The organism is Flavobacterium circumlabens (assembly GCF_004345565.1).
GTDB lineage: Bacteria > Bacteroidota > Bacteroidia > Flavobacteriales > Flavobacteriaceae > Flavobacterium > Flavobacterium circumlabens.
Genome location: NZ_SLWA01000012.1, coordinates 1 through 19,140 on the forward strand (window position 1 = coordinate 1; position 19,140 = coordinate 19,140).

The 19,140-nt window shown below is 35.5% G+C and carries 15 protein-coding genes and 2 tRNA genes; 7 read left to right on the forward strand and 10 right to left on the reverse strand.

The features are described from left to right. Positions 1-831 precede the first annotated feature (831 nt). The 4 genes from rpsT to proS form a co-directional block, all read right to left on the reverse strand. Positions 832-1,083 (reverse strand): 30S ribosomal protein S20, encoded by a 252-nt coding sequence (gene rpsT / locus EV142_RS21660; protein WP_132037938.1) that lies wholly within the window; start codon positions 1,081-1,083, stop codon positions 832-834. Between the two features lie 113 nt (positions 1,084-1,196). Continuing rightward, positions 1,197-1,268 (reverse strand) — tRNA-Glu (locus tag EV142_RS21665). Between the two features lie 43 nt (positions 1,269-1,311). Continuing rightward, a tRNA-Glu gene (locus EV142_RS21670) sits at positions 1,312-1,383 on the reverse strand. A 77-nt stretch (positions 1,384-1,460) separates the two neighbouring features. Beyond that, positions 1,461-2,939: a proline--tRNA ligase gene (proS, locus tag EV142_RS21675; protein ID WP_132037939.1), complete on the reverse strand. Its 1,479-nt coding sequence runs from the start codon at positions 2,937-2,939 to the stop codon at positions 1,461-1,463. Between the two features lie 101 nt (positions 2,940-3,040). Here proS and EV142_RS21680 point away from each other — a divergent pair, with 101 nt between their 5' ends. The 7 genes from EV142_RS21680 to EV142_RS21710 all read left to right on the forward strand — a co-directional run bounded on the left by EV142_RS21680 (position 3,041) and on the right by EV142_RS21710 (position 10,718). Further along, positions 3,041-4,057 (forward strand): hypothetical protein, encoded by a 1,017-nt coding sequence (locus tag EV142_RS21680; RefSeq protein WP_132037940.1) that lies wholly within the window; start codon positions 3,041-3,043, stop codon positions 4,055-4,057. A 50-nt stretch (positions 4,058-4,107) separates the two neighbouring features. Then, on the forward strand, positions 4,108-5,631 hold the full coding sequence (locus tag EV142_RS21685) for an OmpP1/FadL family transporter (protein WP_132037941.1): 1,524 nt from the start codon (positions 4,108-4,110) through the stop codon (positions 5,629-5,631). A 151-nt stretch (positions 5,632-5,782) separates the two neighbouring features. Beyond that, positions 5,783-6,325 (forward strand): hypothetical protein, encoded by a 543-nt coding sequence (locus EV142_RS21690; protein ID WP_132037942.1) that lies wholly within the window; start codon positions 5,783-5,785, stop codon positions 6,323-6,325. A gap of 114 nt (positions 6,326-6,439) precedes the next feature. After that, the gene (locus EV142_RS21695; protein WP_132037943.1) at positions 6,440-7,633 is read left to right on the forward strand and encodes a T9SS type A sorting domain-containing protein; all 1,194 of its coding nucleotides are present in this window, start codon (positions 6,440-6,442) and stop codon (positions 7,631-7,633) included. A gap of 224 nt (positions 7,634-7,857) precedes the next feature. After that, positions 7,858-9,171, forward strand: coding sequence for a 30S ribosomal protein S12 methylthiotransferase RimO (gene rimO, locus EV142_RS21700; RefSeq protein WP_132037944.1), 1,314 nt, complete (start codon positions 7,858-7,860; stop codon positions 9,169-9,171). A gap of 41 nt (positions 9,172-9,212) precedes the next feature. After that, positions 9,213-9,779, forward strand: coding sequence for a hypothetical protein (locus tag EV142_RS21705; RefSeq protein WP_132037945.1), 567 nt, complete (start codon positions 9,213-9,215; stop codon positions 9,777-9,779). 33 nt (positions 9,780-9,812) lie between these two features. Continuing rightward, positions 9,813-10,718: an N-acetylmuramoyl-L-alanine amidase gene (locus EV142_RS21710; RefSeq protein WP_132037946.1), complete on the forward strand. Its 906-nt coding sequence runs from the start codon at positions 9,813-9,815 to the stop codon at positions 10,716-10,718. Positions 10,719-11,161: 443 nt separating this feature from the next. On the opposite strand, the gene EV142_RS21715 is transcribed toward EV142_RS21710, so the two are convergent. From EV142_RS21715 to EV142_RS21740, 6 genes are all read right to left on the reverse strand, one after another. Further along, entirely contained in the window at positions 11,162-12,238 is a 1,077-nt protein-coding gene (locus EV142_RS21715) for an outer membrane beta-barrel protein (protein ID WP_132037947.1), read from the reverse strand. Between the two features lie 627 nt (positions 12,239-12,865). Next, complete coding sequence (locus EV142_RS21720) at positions 12,866-13,825, reverse strand: glycoside hydrolase family 5 protein (RefSeq protein WP_132037948.1); 960 nt, start codon at positions 13,823-13,825, stop codon at positions 12,866-12,868. 12 nt (positions 13,826-13,837) lie between these two features. Continuing rightward, entirely contained in the window at positions 13,838-15,070 is a 1,233-nt protein-coding gene (locus EV142_RS21725; RefSeq protein WP_132037949.1) for a glycoside hydrolase family 27 protein, read from the reverse strand. A gap of 94 nt (positions 15,071-15,164) precedes the next feature. Further along, positions 15,165-16,412, reverse strand: coding sequence for a fasciclin domain-containing protein (locus EV142_RS21730; protein ID WP_132037950.1), 1,248 nt, complete (start codon positions 16,410-16,412; stop codon positions 15,165-15,167). Between the two features lie 84 nt (positions 16,413-16,496). Further along, positions 16,497-17,558 (reverse strand): IPT/TIG domain-containing protein, encoded by a 1,062-nt coding sequence (locus tag EV142_RS21735; RefSeq protein ID WP_132037951.1) that lies wholly within the window; start codon positions 17,556-17,558, stop codon positions 16,497-16,499. Positions 17,559-17,577: 19 nt separating this feature from the next. Further along, positions 17,578-19,140 (reverse strand): RagB/SusD family nutrient uptake outer membrane protein, encoded by a 1,563-nt coding sequence (locus EV142_RS21740; RefSeq protein ID WP_132037952.1) that lies wholly within the window; start codon positions 19,138-19,140, stop codon positions 17,578-17,580.

Consider the following 19,140-nt stretch of genomic DNA (forward strand, 5'->3'; position numbering starts at 1 on the left):
CTTTAAAGTCTTAGCTCACGCAAAGGCGCAAAGTTTATTCTTTAATACTTATATATAGCATACCTCCTTTGAAAACTACTGCCATAGCCCCGATGGAAGTGGAAATCCTTTTGTCCGCCGCGGCGGACAAAAGATTGGAACGGACAGCGGGATTAAGCTCCTTGTTAAGAACCAATTTTTTAAATACCAAATTCCAAAAGCTTCGACTGCGCTCAGCTGGAAAGAATAATTCCTATATACCTAATATGTATAAAAAACAAACCCGACAGGTTTTGAAAACCTGTCGGGGTGTAGAACCGAAATCTTACCTTATATATAAGAGTCTATTTATCCTGCACGGTTTTAAAATTGAGAATTTCAAAAACTAAAACAAATTAAAAAACTAAAACTATTACGAAGATTGCCTCCATGTCAAAATCAAGAATTCGATTCAGGAACCATATAATCATCAAGAAAACAACTGACAAATAACAACTTTTATCAAACTGCCTCAAATGACATGAAAAATTAATTAATCCAATTCAGAATGATTCAACAAGACATTAATAAAAATGAATAATCATAAAGAAATATTGAATTGTTTTTAGAAACAGAATCGCAAATACCTTGGCAAAATCTTTTAATTTAAAAACATTTATATCTCAATTCATAAGATATAAAGAATACAGTTTCTTTATCATCGTGACTAAGTTTCGCACCTCAATTTTAAATTTCGTATTGATTTAATCTTGCAACTCCACTGACTTTAAGATTAGCCCGGAACAATTTATTTTAAACAAAAAAAGCCCTCTAAAAGAGGGATTTTTCTTGTATTTAGGAAATTGTAATTAACTACAATTTAGCAACATGTTTCGTTAATTTCGACTTCAAGTTAGAAGCTTTATTATCATGAATGATATTCTTTTTAGCTAATTTATCAATCATAGAAATTACAGTTGATAATTTTGAAGAAGCATCAGATTTTTCAGTAGCTAATCTTAATGCTTTGATAGCATTACGAGTAGTCTTATGTTGATATCTGTTAAGAACTCTTCTTTTTTCGTTACTTCTAATTCTTTTTAAAGCTGACTTATGATTTGCCATTTTATTATTTTTTTACCTTTTTATAATTCTTTTTCGTAGTCCGTAAGAGAACTGAACCCCTAAACAAACGGACCAATCACCCTTCTTTTTTCAATTTTTATCATTGAAATTTGTAGCCCGTAGCGGAATCGAACCGCTCTTACATGGATGAAAACCATGCGTCCTAACCGATAGACGAACGGGCCATTATGACATCAAGTTTAATAACTTAATTCGCAGTAAAAGTAGTAGCCCGTAGCGGAATCGAACCGCTCTTACATGGATGAAAACCATGCGTCCTAACCGATAGACGAACGGGCCTGCTTCTCTAATGCGGATGCAAAGATACATCTATTTTTAAGATGCACAATAGCTGAAGCAAAAAAAAATTATTTTTTTTAATATGCCTTCGCAAAAAGCACTCTTTTAGACGAGGCATTCCCAGTAAATACACAGGTTCCCGGCTCTTCCAATGCATCCAAAGGAATACAACGAATCGTTGCTTTTGTCAGGTCTTTTATTTTCTCTTCAGTAGCTGCTGTTCCGTCCCAATGAGCCGATACAAAACCACCTTTCCCATCTAAAATTTCTTTAAACTCCTCAAAACTATTTACTTCCGTAATATGAGTATTACGATAGTCCAATGCTTTATTAAATAAATCGCTTTGAATCTGCTCTAACAGCTCATTTATATAATTTACGATTCCATCACCGGAAACGGTCTCTTTTGTCAAAGTATCGCGTCTTGCAACCTCAAAAGTTCCATTCTCCAGATCTTTTGGTCCTACAGCAATTCTAACCGGAACTCCTTTCAATTCCCATTCAGCAAACTTGAATCCAGGCTTTTGAGTCGTTCTGTCATCATATTTAACCGAAATCTTTAGTTTTTTAAGCTTCGCCACTAATTCATTAACTGCAGTAGTAATTTGCTCTAATTGCTCATCCGTTTTATGAATAGGAACAATAACAACTTGTATTGGTGCCAAATTTGGAGGTAAAACCAACCCCTGATCATCAGAGTGCGTCATCACCAGGGCTCCCATCAAACGAGTAGAAACTCCCCATGAAGTACCCCATACATGTTCCTGTTTACCTTCTGCATTAGCAAACTTTACATCAAAAGCTTTTGCAAAATTCTGCCCAAGAAAGTGTGATGTACCAGCCTGCAATGCTTTTCCATCCTGCATCAATGCTTCAATACAATACGTTTCATCAGCACCGGCAAAACGTTCTGTTTCCGTTTTTATACCCTTTACCACAGGAATTGCCATAAAGTTCTCAGCAAAATCAGCATAAACATTCATCATTTTTTCAGATTCTTCAATAGCTTCCGCTTTTGTAGCGTGGGCAGTATGACCTTCCTGCCATAAAAACTCAGCCGTTCTCAAAAACAAACGTGTACGCATTTCCCAACGAACAACGTTTGCCCACTGATTAATTAATAAAGGTAAATCTCTGTAAGATTGCACCCATCCTTTATAAGTAGACCAGATTATTGCCTCACTCGTTGGACGAACAATAAGTTCTTCCTCTAACTTCGCATTCGGATCAACCATTAGTTTTCCAGGTTTATCCGGATCATTCTTTAATCTGTAATGTGTCACAATAGCACATTCTTTTGCAAATCCCTCTGCATTTTTTTCTTCCGCCTCAAACATACTTTTGGGCACGAATAAAGGGAAATATGCATTTTGATGTCCTGTTTCTTTAAACATCCTGTCTAACTCAGCCTGCATTTTTTCCCAAATAGCATATCCGTAGGGTTTAATAACCATACATCCTCTGACTCCTGAATTTTCGGCTAGATCTGCTTTAACAACCAGCTCGTTATACCACTTTGAATAATCTTCTGATCTTGTAGTGAGGTTCTTACTCATATTGAATAGTTTGGCACAAATTTTGTTTTAATAATTTTAACTAAATAGTTTGACAAAACTAACTATTTTTGTAATGTGCAACAATAAAAAACACCACAGATATGAAAACTTCTATTTCTCTTCGCCAAAACTCAAGTCATTTTTACTTAATTGGATTATTGAGTTTTCTACTTGCATCGTGTGGTTCTTACCAAAATACATCTTATTATGACAATGACGGTGTTTATGGTAACACACGAAACACTTACGCACAAACAACCACCTCCAACACTAACAATCAATATAAGGATTACTTCAAATCGTTACAGGACGATAATCAGCCTACTGAAATCTTTACAGATGTAGACAGTTATGGTAATTATGCTGCTAACGACAGTACTGAAACTGTAGCTACTACCGCTTACCCTGCATGGGGAAGCAGTAATACCGAAGTAGCCATTAATTATTATCCTGATACTTCCTGGTCATGGGGAATCTCTATGGGATGGGGCGGTTATTATGGATTTGGTTACCCTGGTTACGGATACGGATGGGGAGGATATCCTTATTACGGATGGGGCTACCCTGGTTACGGATGGGGAGGTTACCCAGGATATGCATGGGGCGGTTATCCCGGATACTGGGGAAGACCTGCATACGGATATCACAATTATGCGTATAACTATGGCCGAAGAGGTTCTGCTTCTTATTACGGCGGAAGAAATTATAGTTCAGACAGAAATTATACCAACAGAAGCTACAGCAACAGAAATTACACCAATAGAAACTTTACCAACAGAAGTTATACCACTAACAGAAATAGCTATACGACAAACAGACGCGAGTATACAGATTTCAGAAGAAGTTCTGCTGTGAATGACAGAACAACGACAAATCCTACCTATACAAACAGAAGAAGTTATTCCCAGGGTCAAAATAACAGCTATGATTACTCTAACAGAGGATCAAACAGTACAACCCGAAACTATAACAACACAACAAACAGCAGTCCATCAAGAAGCTATTCTCCTAGTCCATCACGCTCTATGAACAGTGGCGGAGGAAGCATGAGATCATCTGGCGGTGGCGGTGGCGGCGGTGGAAGATCGTACGGTGGCGGTGGTGGTGGAAGAAGATAAACACTCACCCGTTTCATTACACCTAATACAATCATCTAAAATTCAATCAAATGAAAAAAATACTATTCCTATTTGTAACAGGACTATGTTTTAGCGTCTCCTATTCACAGGAAGTTTCAGATGCTGTTCGTTATGCACAAGACAATCTTACCGGAACTGCCCGATTCAGAGCCATGGGAGGAGCTTTCGGAGCGGTAGGCGGAGACCTTTCTTCCTTAAGTGTAAACCCTGCAGGATCGGCCATATTTGCCAACAATCAGACCGGAGTAACTTTAAGTAATCAAAGTATTAAAAACAACTCTAACTATTTTGGCACACATACCAGTGATAACAAAAATTCTTTTCTCCTAAATCAGGCTGGCGGTGTTTTTGTTTTTCACGACAGAAACCCAAACAGCAATTGGAAAAAAATCGCTATTGGAGCTTCTTATGAAAATACTAACAATTTTGACAATAATACTGTTTCGGTAGGAACCAATCCAACAAATTCGATTGATAAGTATTTCTTAGCTTATGCCAATGGAGACCCTCTAAAAAACAATGGAGTTAGATTGGGGGATATAAAAAACATGCCTTATACAGATCAAACATACAAACAGCAACAAGCATATTTTGGTGGTGAAGGCTATGTAATAAATCCCGTTACAAACGATGATAATAACACGCAATACACAACTAATGTTCCAGCCGGAGGTAATTACTACCAAGAAAACGAAGTTTACGAAACAGGCTACAATAGCAAAGTAAGTTTCAATATCGCAACATCCTACAAAGACCGTTTGTATTTAGGAGCCAATTTAAATGTACATGTTACAGACTACAGAAGAACCAGCAGTTTTTATGAAAGAAATGGAAATCCCTTAGTTGCAGGTGAGACCATATCCAATTTACGTTTCAACAATGACCAATATACGTATGGTAACGGCTTCTCTTTTCAACTAGGGGCTATTGCTAAGGTTACCGAATCCTTTCGCCTTGGGTTAGCTTATGAATCTAACACCTGGTACGAACTGTATGATGAAATTTCCCAAAGTTTAAACACAACAACGGAAACCAGCGGAGGACAATCTTTTAACAACACTGTTAATCCAAAAATTGTAAATGTTTATGAACCTTACACTTTACAAACTCCGGGAAAAACAACTTTTAGCGCCGCTTATGTATTTGGAAAATCCGGTTTGATCAGTGTGGATTATGCTATCAAAGATTATGGAAATACAAAATACAAACCAACAAGTGACGCAGGCTTCAGAGGCCTAAACAACCAGATAAGCGACGATTTAACTTCAACAGGAGAACTGCGGGTTGGTGCAGAATATAAAATTAAACAATTAAGCTTACGTGGTGGATACCGTTTTGAGGGGAGCCCTTATAAAGACGGAACAACAATTGGCGATTTAACCAGTTATTCAGGCGGTTTAGGCTATAACTTTGGCACTACCAAAGTAGATTTAGCTTATTCTTACTTAGAAAGAAAATCAAATCAGGGTTTCTTTGCACAAGGATTTACTGATGGTGTCAACATCTCATCGAAACTGAACAATGTTTCGTTGACTTTATTATTTGAGTTGTAATTAAAGTAAATAGAATGAATGAAAATCCGTTAAGCATTTTGCTTAACGGATTTTTTTTAAGTATTAGCTTATAATTTAGTCGAAAATCGGTTTTTATTTGTAGGTTTTATTTTATAAATTAGTTTATTCAATAATTTATAAATCAAAAACTATGAAACTAAAAAACTATCTTATCGCTTTTCTTTTACTCAATTTCAGTTTATATGCAAGAAATGAGCACTCAAACACTACCGCCGATCCTAAAGTAAATATTGAAATAGTAAACATTGTAACTAATGGTTTACTTCTTCCCAACAATACTCTTAGCTTCGCAAGTGCTGAAGATTTAGACATCGAATTTGATGTTAAAATCTCCTACACTGGAAATAATACCAAGATTACTGAAAAAGGTGTTTTAAACTGTTATTATTACGAACCGAATTCATTCGACAATGAAATAGCCCAGTACTATAACAATGGAGTTTATCCGCGATATCTTTTTCAAAATGAAGATATTACATTAGAACCTACTAAATCAGGGTACAGCTATACTTTCCGACAAAAATTACGTTTTAAAAAAAACATCATATTTACTAACGGTTGTTCGTTCGTTTTCAGATATCGAACTGCAACTTTACCTACTGATATATCAAATAAATTAACCTATAAAATTATTGGCGGTACTAGAACGGGAAAAGAACCTTACAAACCGTAAACTGCAAATATAAACCTGACCAAAATTTGTTACAGTGACGGATCCCCATTAATTAATAATAAAATAATTATTCCAGACTATGAGGGCAATGAAATCGGATCAAGAAGCATTAACTTGTCTTTTAATTATGAATGTATTTATGGATCAGAACTTCCTAAAGGCTATTATGCAGGTTGCATAATTCAAATAGCCCGTGATAAATTAGGCTCAACAAGCCTAACTAAATGGATCACACCAATTATTAGTAATGGCACATTGACGTTTAATAATCTAAAAATAAAATCTTCTGATATATCATCAAATACAAAACTAAGGATTTGGTTTAACTTTCAAGAAGTATCAATAGATTTAAATTGCGCCATTGTCAAAACCAGCAGACCTATTTTATACAATACAATATCTGATAATCAATCTATACCCATAGGTGGCACATCAAAACCTATAATAGGAGCTGTTGCAAAAATGAGTCTAGACCCAACAGGCACTTGGAATACAGTAGAAATTACAAAATACCAATGGCAACAGAAAACCACAAACAACAATTGGGCAAACATCATTGGAGCAACATTTCAAAATTATACTCCAACAAATACATTCAATGAAACTACATCATTCCGAAGAATAGCAATAAGCAATGAAGGGCTTCTAGATTACAGTGAATATATTACTATCTCAACTACTGCCTCACCAGAAAATAATATCTGTTGTAATCAGAATCTACCTTATAGTACTAGTCAACCTTCGACATTTACAGGAAACATTATAGATAATTCTAATTCATACCAATGGCAAATTTCTCAAAAACCATGGGGATGGATTAATATACCGTATGCTAATAGCCAAAACTTTAATTACATTTTTACATACGAAGCAGGAAGAGGAAACGAAAGTGCGTCATTCAGAAGACTAATAATTCAAAATGAAGCCATAATAAGTGCCAGCAATAGTATAACTGTAATACGATCAACCTCGCCAGAAAAGATAATATCTTCTGGAAATCCAATCAGAGTACCCAATAAAGGCAGACGTACCAGCATTTTTTCTAAACCATCTATAACGAAATCAGATCAGAATAATATTGACGACATAATTATTTACCCAAATCCCTTCACAAACAATTTTTCCATTGAAGGTTCAGTAAACATAAACTCCATCAAACTTTATGATTCTTTTGGACAAACAGTAAACATTGAGAAATATCAAAAATCCAATAACCTGATAGAAGTAAACACTTCAAAGTTGCAATCTGGAATATTTCTTTTAAAAGTAGATAACACTACTTTTTCGAAGACTCTCATGAAAAACTAAATTAAATTGATTACAAGAGAATCTGTCAGGAATTTTCACCTGACGGATTCTTTTAAGTCCTGCAGAAGTGACAACCCTTTTCTAACTTATTTTCCGTCAGAAAAAAATAGGTAGTAAAACAGCTCTGAAAGCTAGAATAAGCTTCATAAAAAACAGCTAAAAGAAAGGGAAACAAGCGGTGTTTGAATAAAAAAGTGTAATTTTGCACTCCAATTTATAAAAGTATGAGAACCAAGTCTTTAAAAAAGAACAAAATTAACGTAATCACTCTTGGGTGTTCGAAGAATGTATATGACAGTGAAGTCCTGATGGGGCAGCTTCGTGCAAGCGGAAAAGATGTTGAACATGAAGCGCCTGCAGAACGAGAAGGAAACATCATTGTAATCAACACCTGTGGTTTTATTGATAATGCCAAAGCAGAATCGGTAAACATGATTTTGGAATATGCTGATAAAAAAGACAAAGGACTTGTTGATAAAGTATTTGTAACCGGATGTTTATCGGAGCGTTACAGACCAGATTTAGAAAAAGAAATTCCGAATGTTGATCAATATTTCGGTACCACCGAACTACCTCAGTTATTGAAAGCATTAGGAGCCGATTATAAACATGAATTATTAGGAGAGCGTCTAACTACGACTCCTAAGAACTACGCTTACTTAAAAATTGCCGAAGGCTGCGACAGACCCTGCAGTTTCTGTGCAATTCCTCTTATGCGTGGTAAACACGTTTCGCAAACTATTGAAAAATTAGTTAAAGAAGCAGAAGGCCTGGCTAAAAACGGGGTTAAAGAACTTATTCTGATTGCTCAGGATTTAACTTATTATGGTCTTGACCTTTATAAAAAGAGAAATCTTGGCGAACTTCTGGAAGCTTTAGTAAAAGTTGAAGGTATTGAGTGGATCCGTCTGCATTACGCTTTCCCTACCGGTTTCCCAATGGACGTTTTAGAAATCATGAAACGCGAACCTAAAATTTGTAATTATATTGATATTCCATTGCAGCACATTTCGGATTCTATCTTAAAATCGATGCGTCGTGGAACTACGCAAGCTAAAACAACTCAATTATTAAAAGATTTCCGTGCTGCTGTTCCGGGAATGGCCATCAGAACGACTTTAATTGTTGGATATCCGGGCGAAACTCAGGAAGATTTTGAAATTCTAAAGGATTTTGTTCAGGAAATGAAATTTGACCGAATGGGATGTTTTGCTTATTCACACGAAGAAAACACACATGCTTACTTACTGGAAGATGATGTTCCGGACGATGTAAAACAAGCCAGAGCTAATGAAATCATGGAGTTACAATCTCAAATTTCATGGGATTTAAACCAGGAAAAAGTTGGAAAGGTCTTTAAATGTATCATTGACCGAAAAGAAGGAGCGCATTTTGTAGGCCGAACGGAGTTTGATAGTCCTGATGTGGATAACGAAGTCTTGATTGACGCTGCCAAACATTACGTAAAAACAGGAGATTTTGTTAATATCAAGATAATTGAAGCAACAGAATTTGATTTATACGGAGAACCTGCTTAAATTTACAATAGATATTTGCTAACTTTTGATAAAACAATTATATGAAACCTATTCAATCTTTATTTCTTTTAGTTTTCACGTTATTGTGCATTACTTCTGTTTCTGCTCAATACGGAAACGGATATAATAACGGCTACGGTGGCGGCGGTTATGGCGGAGGTGGTTACGGAAGAGGCGGTGGAATGGGAATGGACAGAAGTATGATGCAGGCTGGACCGCAAGGCCAGAGCAAACCTAAAGAAATTCCTGCTGAAGAAACTGCAGCTAAATTTGTAGAGCAAATGAAACCAGTTGTAAATCTTGATGAACTTCAGGCTATAGCAATCACAAATGTTTTTGCTGACAGTATGAGAGAACAAGGTATTCTATTAAAAAATGAAAGCAGCAGCCAGGATGTGAAAATGGAGCAATTGAAAGCTTTACAGGAAAGTACTACAAAGAAAATAACTGCTTTTCTTAATCCTGATCAGATCGAAAAATACACCAGTTTTATGGCTAATTTCAAAGAAATCAAAAAGTCCAAGTCAAAAAAGAAAAAAGACTCTAAAGATAATAAGGAAAATAAAGAAATAAAAGAAGACACAGAAACAGGAAAAGTTCAAGAATAATTATCTTAACTTAATTCCAAAATGTAATTAATTATGATAAGAAAACATTTATGCTATCTGCTTTTAGCAATTATTATTACTTCGTGCTCGACAAATCCTTACAAAAACACTGAAAAAGTTTACGATAAGCAACTTAAGACTTTAGAAAATCAAATTACAAGTAAAGAAACTCAAAACATACCTGCGGTTAGCCCGGTAGTTATTGATACTACATATGCTCAACAATTAGGGATTGTTAAAGATACCTTATCAAAAACAGGATCCACTATTTTATTGAATGGTATTAATACCGAGTGGATCGGTACTGTAAATTTCAATTTAAGAAAACCAAGCTTTATTATTATTCACCATACAGCACAGGATTCTGTTCAGCAAACCATAAATACTTTTACAAAAACAAAAACACAAGTGAGTGCTCATTATGTGATTTCTGAAAATGGAAAAGTAGTTCAGATGCTGAATGATTATCTAAGAGCATGGCATGCCGGAGCCTCTACGTGGGGAAAAAACACGGATATTAACTCCAGTTCTATAGGTATTGAATTAGACAATAATGGTTTTAAGCCTTTTACAGAAGCACAGATTAGCAGCTTAGTGGCTCTTTTAACTAAGTTGAAAAAAGATTACAACATTCCGACTCAAAATATATTGGGTCATGCAGATATCGCTCCGGGAAGAAAACAAGATCCAAGTGCTTTGTTTCCCTGGAAGACATTGGCAGAAAAAGGATTCGGAATCTGGCCGGATGAAGTTTTGGAAGAAGCTCCTTTTGATTTTAAAATAGAGCAGGCTTTGCGTATTATTGGTTACAATACTAAAAATTTATCAGCTGCAATAATGGCTTTTAAGTTACATTATATTCAAACTGATACTACCTCAACTTTAGACCGAAAAACAATAGATACGATCTACTCTATTTACAAAAAACAACTACAGTAGTATTTTTTTACTTATATAAGACACCGCATTTCTATATTTAGGGATGCGGTTTTTTTTTGCTTTTGGCTGGATATCGGATTTTAGATACAAGATGCAAGATTTTAGATGCAAGATTTTAGACGCAAGATGTTAGATGTTAGATATTAGATGTTAGATATTAGATGTTAGATATTAGATGTTGGATGTTAGATGTTGGATGCAAGATGTTAGATGTAAGATGTTAATGTTGGTGTGGGCTGTTATATTAGATTTTGGGGGTTGTTAATGATTGTTGATTAGGTAGTAGCTTTTTGACAAATCTTAAGGGAGCTTTATTCGCTTAAAGTAATAAGCCAATACGTAACAGAATTATCACTAAAAATAATTTAAAATTAAAAAAGCTGCCAAAACATTAGTATGTTTCGACAGCTCCAAAAAAAAAAAAAAATATCAATCTTTACCTCTTAGAAAGAGTATGTTGTTGCAATTAGTCCAAAAAACGATCCGCCTGTTGGTAATGCATCTTTGTCTAAAAATATATCTTCGGATGCTGCATCGTATCTTAGCTCAGGAATTATGGTCAATTTTCCAACTTTATAGTTTAGTGAAAGTGTGTTCGCAAATACACTAGAACCATTAAGCGCTCCCAAATTCAAAGCATCTTTAGCATCAAAATATTCTACTCTGTACGCCAGGCTTAAAGACTCTTTAAAGGCGTAATTCGCGTATCCTACCAATGAGAACCATTCTCCATCCAGGTCACTATTAAAATCATTTGTTACTTTCGCATAAGTAGCATTAAAGCCAAGTCCGAAACTATCACTAATTGTTTTTGAGGCTACAAAATCAATCTGTGTTTTATTTTCGTCCGTCGGTGGAATTATAGTACCCGGAGTCGGATTTGTACTTCCTGATGTAAAATTCAAATAGGCACTCCCTGTTTCGGCAACGTATCCTAACTGGCCCACATAGGTTTTCTGAGTAGATCCCGCATCCATCGCCGATTTAAAATCAGTAGGGTTCGTAATCCCGAACATGGCCGTAAACTTTCCAGCCGTATATTGTGCTTTCACCCCTGTATTAAAAAAGGGTCCATATGAAAACGCATACGACATACTGTAGTTTTTATTGCTTACAGCATCCAGCAATTCATATCCGATATGAGTTCCAAAACTACCTGCTACTACTTTAAATTTATCTGTAACATCATAAGTGAAAAATAATTGTTTTATGATGAACTTAGTATTTTCTTCATTATATGAAAACTCTTCTGCTCTGGTTCCGAAACCTAAATCTACAAAAACAGAAGCTTTTCCGAATTTATGGCCTGCCTGAATCGAAGCCATTCCAAGCTCGAATGAATCCTGTGAGTTGGTAAAGCTCGTTAATCCATTCATTTGTTTAGAAAAATCATATTTATAGTAAGCGTCTGCTGATCCTCCCCAAGTGGTTGCCGGTGAAACTGAAGCTTCAGTATCATCTTGTGCAAAAGCAAAAGAACTGGTTAACATCGCGGCTAAAATGTGAAATACTTTTTTCATGTTTTAATTGGTTTTTAGTTATTAATTGATTCTGGTTAGTTAATCTTTTATATATCTATTAATAGTATAAGTCATTTCTAAAACCTCAAACTCACCCCCTCAAACCTCTTCATTTACATTAGCGAATTTATTAACTTTTGTGAGAGTAGAAGAACTGCCAACTCTTTTTTTGATGTTTTCGGGAAAGAATTACGGATTACAAAAATTAGCTCAACAATAATCGTGATATGACATTAATACTGAATTAATTTTGAAAATTTAATAACCGTTTTCAGCCTATTTAAACTAAAAATATAGGGTTTAACTAAAAATAACGAACTAAAAATAACCTAAAACAGACAAAAAAGAACTAAAAATAAAATTTACCCCTAAAAAAATGGGGGTAAGATCAAAAATAGAAATAAAAAAATATTGAATAAAACATTTATATAACAAATACACCTCCTAAAGTTATATAATCCAAATTCCTACAAAAACCAGCTTACAAAAACTCTTTTACAATGCTGGATTGACCGACTCCTTACCAAATAATAATTTGTCAAAATTATATTAAGGACCAAAAAAAAGACGCACTATTGTGCGTCTCTATGAATAAGCATTAAGCTCAATTTACATTAAAAACAGGATTTACTTCGGATTGTATTTTCTTAGGTATTCACGTGCCTTGATTCCGGATTCTTTTAAATCTTCTGTTTTCCACTTTCCTTCTGATTTTGCGGATTTTTTCAAAACGGAACAGGTTTCGTCTTTATCTGATACTGACCATGTAACCCAACTTAACTTTTTTGCTTCCATCCAATCTATATATTCCTGCCAGGCTTTTAAATTTAAAGGACCATCACCGGTAGCCTCCATACCTGCTGATTCTGATATAAAAACAGGCAAACCTTTACTGATTGCTGCATCTGTTTTATCTCTTAAATCCTTACCGTGTGTTGCTGCATAAAAATGCATGGTATACATTATATTATTAAATCCTACAATAGGATCAGCAGCTGCAAGATCAACATCCTGATCCCAATGTGGCGAACCGACCAGAATAATATTGTTCGGATCATTTTCTCTTATCACCTTAATTACTTCTTCAGAATATGCTTTAACCTCAGCCCAGCTTTCATAATCCGGTTCATTAAAGATCTCATATATAATATTGGGATATTTCGAATACTTTTTAGATATCTCCGCAAAAAAGGCTTTAGCTTCTTCTAAGTTGATATTGTGGCTGTGCCAGTCCACAATTACATATATATCCGCTTTTATGGCTCCTTTAATAACAGCTTCAATTTTATCTTTTGAGAACTGAGGCTCCTTCATATACGACATCTCCCCCAATTCAATCCCCATAGCCGCGCGGACAACATTACAATTAAAGTCTTTTTGCAGCCATTTAACCGCCTTTTCATTATAAAATCTGGGCCACATACTATGCCAGCCAAAACTCATTCCTCTTAAAACAACAGGCTGATTAGATTTGTCTACTAATTGAGTTCCCGCAACGCTAAGCTGCCCATGAGTTTTAACCTGAGCATTTGAAAAAGAAAACAGTAATAATAAAGCAATGCTGAATAATTTATTCTTGACATTCATAACTATTGGAGTTTACGGGATTAATCTTAATGTAACTGAATCATGAGGAGCAAGATCTGCAACAAAATTCTTTTTTGTGGAACCAATTTCTTTGTTCTTCCACAAGTCTTTCAGTTTAAAAACAGTTTTGCTGAAATCGGCTTCATAACCAAAATCAGTGTCTTTAATGGTGTGTTTTTTCCAATCGAAATTGACTTTTTTAGCGACATCACTTCTGTTTAAAAACGTAACAGCCCAATTTCCATCTGATAAAGGTTTTACCCAGACTTCTAATCCGTCTTCTGCTGCATATTTAAAACCCTGGATTCCTAATTTATCCTGATTGACTGTGATTAGTTCCTTATTGGTAAGGATTGCCAATGTTTCTTTAGACATTTTTCTAAAATCATTTCCTGCAACAAGCGGTGAGGCCATCATGCACCACATCGCAAAATGAGATTTATCTTCTGTATCATTCATTTCATTTCCCACTTCCATCATATCAAAATCGTTCCAATGATCAGGACCGGAATATTTACGAATGTCTTTACGCATTTCAACAATTTTCATGAATCCCCAAGAGGACCAATTTTCCGGATGTTTGAACTCACAATCAAAACAAGGGTAAATGTCTCCGGAAATTCTCCAAAGATTACCAACTGGTTTCCCCCACTCCCACGGCTTATTATCACCCCATTCACAAAGGCTGAAAACCATTGGTCTTCCGGCGGTTTTTATGGCATTACTCATTGTGGTATAGGCTTCTTTGGCAGTAATTCCCTGCGTATTACACCAATCGTACTTTAGGAAATCAATTCCTAATTTAGCATAAAATCGGGCATCCTGGTATTCATAACCGCGAGTCCCGGGATAACCGGCACAAGTTTGTGTTCCGGCGCAATTGTACAGTCCAAATTTTAACCCTTTGCTGTGCACATAATCAATTACTGCTTTCATTCCGCCTGGGAATTTAGCCGGATCAGGAATTAAATCCCCATTAGCATCCCGTTCTCTGGTCATCCAGCCATCGTCGAGTACAATATAATTGTATCCTGCCGCTGCCATTCCTGATGAAACCATAATATCTGCCGTTTCTTTCACCAGTTTTTCATCGATACTGGTTCCGAAAGTATTCCAGGAATTCCAGCCCATTGGAGGCGTCATAGCCAAACCTTCAAATTTACCACCAGCTTGTGTATGCGTATTTCCCTGGCTAAAACCTAAACAGGAAAAACTAAAGGCCAGAATTAAAACTATCTTTTTCATCCTTAAAAAATTCAATTAATTAGTATAAAAAAGTATTCCCTAACGAGTGATTAGGGAATACTTCAAACAAACTCAAAATAAAACAAATGCCTTCTTACAAATATCCAATATCATCAAGATATATGATTCCAGGTAATCCTGAATATTCTTTGACGAACAACGAATTAACATTAGTTCCTAGTTTTTCAGGGTGAAGATCTGATATTGGTATAGATATATTATTCCATTCTCCCGCTTTAATATCAATTGCTTTTCCGTCATCGTCACTTGTTCCTCCGATTGAGAATAAGATTCTGGTACTTACTGTTGCGTATATCGATAACTTTAAATATCCATAGTCTGCAATTTTCACAGGATTATGCTGTATGTACATTGCACTCCACTTATCGGTAGTACGCTTAATGGAATAGGTTCCTCTGTTTACGTTTTCGGTATTTTGAAAATCCTGAGTTCCTCCCCAGCCTCCAACGGATAAAGGAGCCGGCGCACCGGAAAAATTATCCCCATACACTAAAAATTTAACCCCAATTGTTGCGATATTAGAAATCCCATATTCTGTTTGCACTTTTACAAGGGCATACGAACCAAAATCTGCCGGAACTGTTACTTCTATTGCTGTTTTTGATATCGATTTGAATACTGCCTCTGTCTCGCCAAATTTGACACTTTTTACTTTTACAAAATGCGACCCTGTAATAGTAACCACATCTCCAGGTGATGCAAAAGACTGAGAAAGTACAGATATAACAGGTGTTGGAGGAGACAACGATATAACATTATCTAAAATATTAACAAAACCGTTTGTTGCATAATAATCCAAACCCGTTGCAGGTTTATCAGAACCATTCACTTTCAAAATTCCATCCGTGACATTTACACCTAACAAATACAAATCCGGATTGGCGGTATTGGCCAATGTTGTCAATTCGCCTGTTTCGAGATAATCAGCAGTCACGCCGGCCAGTTTACCGACTCTTTTTTTAGCTCCTTTTACCACATGGCTCAATACGATTTGTTTTAAATCAGCAACCGGTACTAAAGTGATATCCGGATAACCCAGTGCATTTACATATCCGTTTTTTACAAGGTAAACCTCCAGAATAGCATCAGCCGGAACAAAATAAGTAAAATCTTCATTTGTATTTAAAGTAGCTTCCAAACCTGCTAGTTGTATTGCTTTATTAAAAAGCAACAAATTAGTATTCGCTTTTATCAGGCCATAAGCTGTATTGTAATTTTGCTCTGCACCTCCTACGCCCGGAAGATCATTATCACAAGAAGCAGCCAGGGCAACTAAAAATGCACATACTGCTATCTGTTTTAGTTTATATATTATTTTCATAAGTTTTCTTTTTTATGTTTTTTTCAATGGAAAGAATTAAAAGAATCCATTAATCCTTTTAAAGGACTCTTTTAAAAATTCTTACTATTTTAATATCAGACCTAAATCATCAATATAAATTGTATTCCCTCCTTCTTTACCTCCAAATTCCTGAAATGTGATTTGTGTTAATTCAGTTGGGCTGTCCAACGCATTGAAAAGGATTTCAATATTTGCCCACTCAGATGTAAAATTAATAACCGGTTTTATTTTATCATTTCCGTTAATAAATACACCTACTGAACCTGGATTCTGTCCTTTAAGACTTATTCTGATTCCTTTATATTTAGAGATATCAAATTTTGAGTTATCAATTCCGATATACAATCCGTTCCATTGACCGGCTTTCCATGAAATACTTTTAGAACCTTGCCTTGGATCTTTATCATAGGCAACATTATAAGGATTTGTTGCATCCCATAAACCATCATAAGCTTTTAATGAAGTATAAGCATCATCATAAATAGCGCTTCCAAAAGTTTGTGCTGCCACTGTAGTTCCGGAAACATTGGTAACAGATAATTTTTTATATAATATATCTTCGGGTACTTTTACTGTGATTTCAGTTAAGGTCGATGAAATTGGTTCAACTGCTGTGGTTCCAAAATTAACTATTGGTCGCAGGAAATACTCTCCTTTGATCGTAATAATATCTCCCGGCTTTGGGTTAATAGGAAAACCTGAAATATTTGGAGAAGGAGGTCTTACTTTTACCGTATATTTCAATGTTCCAACTTTAGTAACAATCTTCAATTCATCCATTTCATTGAAGTACGGAGTGTCCTGATCTACAGAAATCACAATAACATTATCGGTTACCAATGTCGGATTAAAAGAAGATTCTAAACCATTAAAGGATATGGATTGTAAAGTTGAAAACCCTGAACCTCTGATAATATAGGTGTTTCCTGCATTAATCACATCTGTAGGAACATCTACTTGTCTGTCTCCCTCTACTAAAGGATCATCGATAACTGATTTCGTAATTCCTGTTACGGCTAATTTCCCTGATGAAGAACTTCCTTCATCGTTTGAACACGAACTAAGCAATAAGATTGAAGCTAAAAAACAAAACTTCAATACCATTATTTTTTTTATATTTTTCATAATTGTTTCTCTTTAAAGTTTATTTAAAAACATAAGGAACCGGAGCTTCTTTTAACTTTGGATTTTTTCTAACATCATTTGCCGGTTTAGGGAAAATAAAATCCGTTTCTACCGGTGTATAGTGTTTTACTCCTTCATAATCGGAACCTCTGTCCTGTTTCGAAATGAGATCAATAGCTTCTGCTCTCGGCAATCTTCCTAAGTCATACCAGAATTCTCCCTCAAAAGCAAATTCAACTCGTCTTTCCTGAAACAAGGCTTTTTTGGTTAATGGCGTATTCGTATTTAATTCACTTAAACCCGCTCTTCTTCTGATTTTATTGAATGACTCTTTTGCATTCGGATCACTTGTTTCATTGGCGCCTGCCAAAATTGCTTCAGCATGAATTAACAGCACATCGGCATAACGCATGATGTAATTACAGTTACTCATAGAGCCCCATTTGTCTGCGGGACCTGTTTCTCCTGTTGCCTGGCCCACTACGTATTTTTTAACGGCAGCACCAGTCGCATCTAAAATATTAGGGAATTTCTTTTTGCTTACCACAAAACCTAATGAGTCTGCAGCTTTAATATTTGGTAGCGTGTCACCATAAATAATGTAAGACTCTTTTCGTCTAACATCACCAACTTCAAAAGCCTGCTGAATATCATTAGTAGGCGTATATACCGCTCCATAAGATGCATTATCATTTAAAATATCCAGACCATATTGAACATTCGAAGGATTTCCTGCCTGATATTCATTTACAGCCCCCGACCATTGCCAGGAATAAATAGATTCTTCATTATTATTTTTACTGGTCAGAAACAAATCTCCATAGTTAGGCAAAAGTCCAAATTCTCCTGAATTAATTACTTTTTCTGCCATAGCTCTGGCATTTGTATAATCTTTTTTATACAGGTATATTTTTGCCAAAAATGCTTCTGCAGTACCTTGTGACACAAATACATTTACAGTACTTGAACCTCTTAACCTCACTTTTGATTTCAGATTTGCAGCTGCATATTTCAAATCATTTTCGATAAACTTATATACATCTTCGATTCTATTGTTGTTTACCATTGGATTTTTTGCCAATGCTAAGTTATCTTCGATAATAGGCACAGGACCAAATAAACGTACCAGATAGAAATAAGAAACTGCTCTGAAAAAGTGCGCCTCAGCAATTGTATTTTTAATCACATCCGGACTCACTCCTGCTTTTGCATTGGTATTCAGATTATTGATCAAATCATTTGATTGTGCTACGATACCAAAACAAGATCTCCAAGGATCAGATAAAATGAAACTATCCGAAGTTAATTTGAACTGGATTACCTCATTTCCATCCACATTTGACCAGCAGTTCCCAGAAGACATTTCTGAAAGTGCGAAAAAACATTTTGTAAAAAATGGCGCCCACATTCTTCCATACATTCCATAAGTAGTACGTTGTACCTGCTCATCTGATGTATAAAAATTATCACTTACATATCCGTCCTGAGTCGGTCGGTCTAAATAATCCTCACTACATGAAGCAGATAAAGCCAGCAAAGCAATTAGTGCTAAGCTTTTAAAATTTATTTTATATATTTTCAT

Coding starts and splice junctions, on each gene's coding strand:
- EV142_RS21685 (WP_132037941.1), top strand. CDS start 4,108: ATGAAAAAAATACTATTCCTATTTGTAACAGGACTATGTTTTAGCGTC.
- rpsT (WP_132037938.1), bottom strand. CDS start 1,083: ATGGCAAATCATAAGTCAGCTTTAAAAAGAATTAGAAGTAACGAAAAA.
- EV142_RS21705 (WP_132037945.1), top strand. CDS start 9,213: ATGAAACCTATTCAATCTTTATTTCTTTTAGTTTTCACGTTATTGTGC.
- EV142_RS21720 (WP_132037948.1), bottom strand. CDS start 13,825: ATGAATGTCAAGAATAAATTATTCAGCATTGCTTTATTATTACTGTTT.
- EV142_RS21710 (WP_132037946.1), top strand. CDS start 9,813: ATGATAAGAAAACATTTATGCTATCTGCTTTTAGCAATTATTATTACT.
- EV142_RS21725 (WP_132037949.1), bottom strand. CDS start 15,070: ATGAAAAAGATAGTTTTAATTCTGGCCTTTAGTTTTTCCTGTTTAGGT.
- rimO (WP_132037944.1), top strand. CDS start 7,858: ATGAGAACCAAGTCTTTAAAAAAGAACAAAATTAACGTAATCACTCTT.
- proS (WP_132037939.1), bottom strand. CDS start 2,939: ATGAGTAAGAACCTCACTACAAGATCAGAAGATTATTCAAAGTGGTAT.
- EV142_RS21680 (WP_132037940.1), top strand. CDS start 3,041: ATGAAAACTTCTATTTCTCTTCGCCAAAACTCAAGTCATTTTTACTTA.
- EV142_RS21715 (WP_132037947.1), bottom strand. CDS start 12,238: ATGAAAAAAGTATTTCACATTTTAGCCGCGATGTTAACCAGTTCTTTT.
- EV142_RS21740 (WP_132037952.1), bottom strand. CDS start 19,140: ATGAAAATATATAAAATAAATTTTAAAAGCTTAGCACTAATTGCTTTG.
- EV142_RS21690 (WP_132037942.1), top strand. CDS start 5,783: ATGAAACTAAAAAACTATCTTATCGCTTTTCTTTTACTCAATTTCAGT.
- EV142_RS21735 (WP_132037951.1), bottom strand. CDS start 17,558: ATGAAAAATATAAAAAAAATAATGGTATTGAAGTTTTGTTTTTTAGCT.
- EV142_RS21730 (WP_132037950.1), bottom strand. CDS start 16,412: ATGAAAATAATATATAAACTAAAACAGATAGCAGTATGTGCATTTTTA.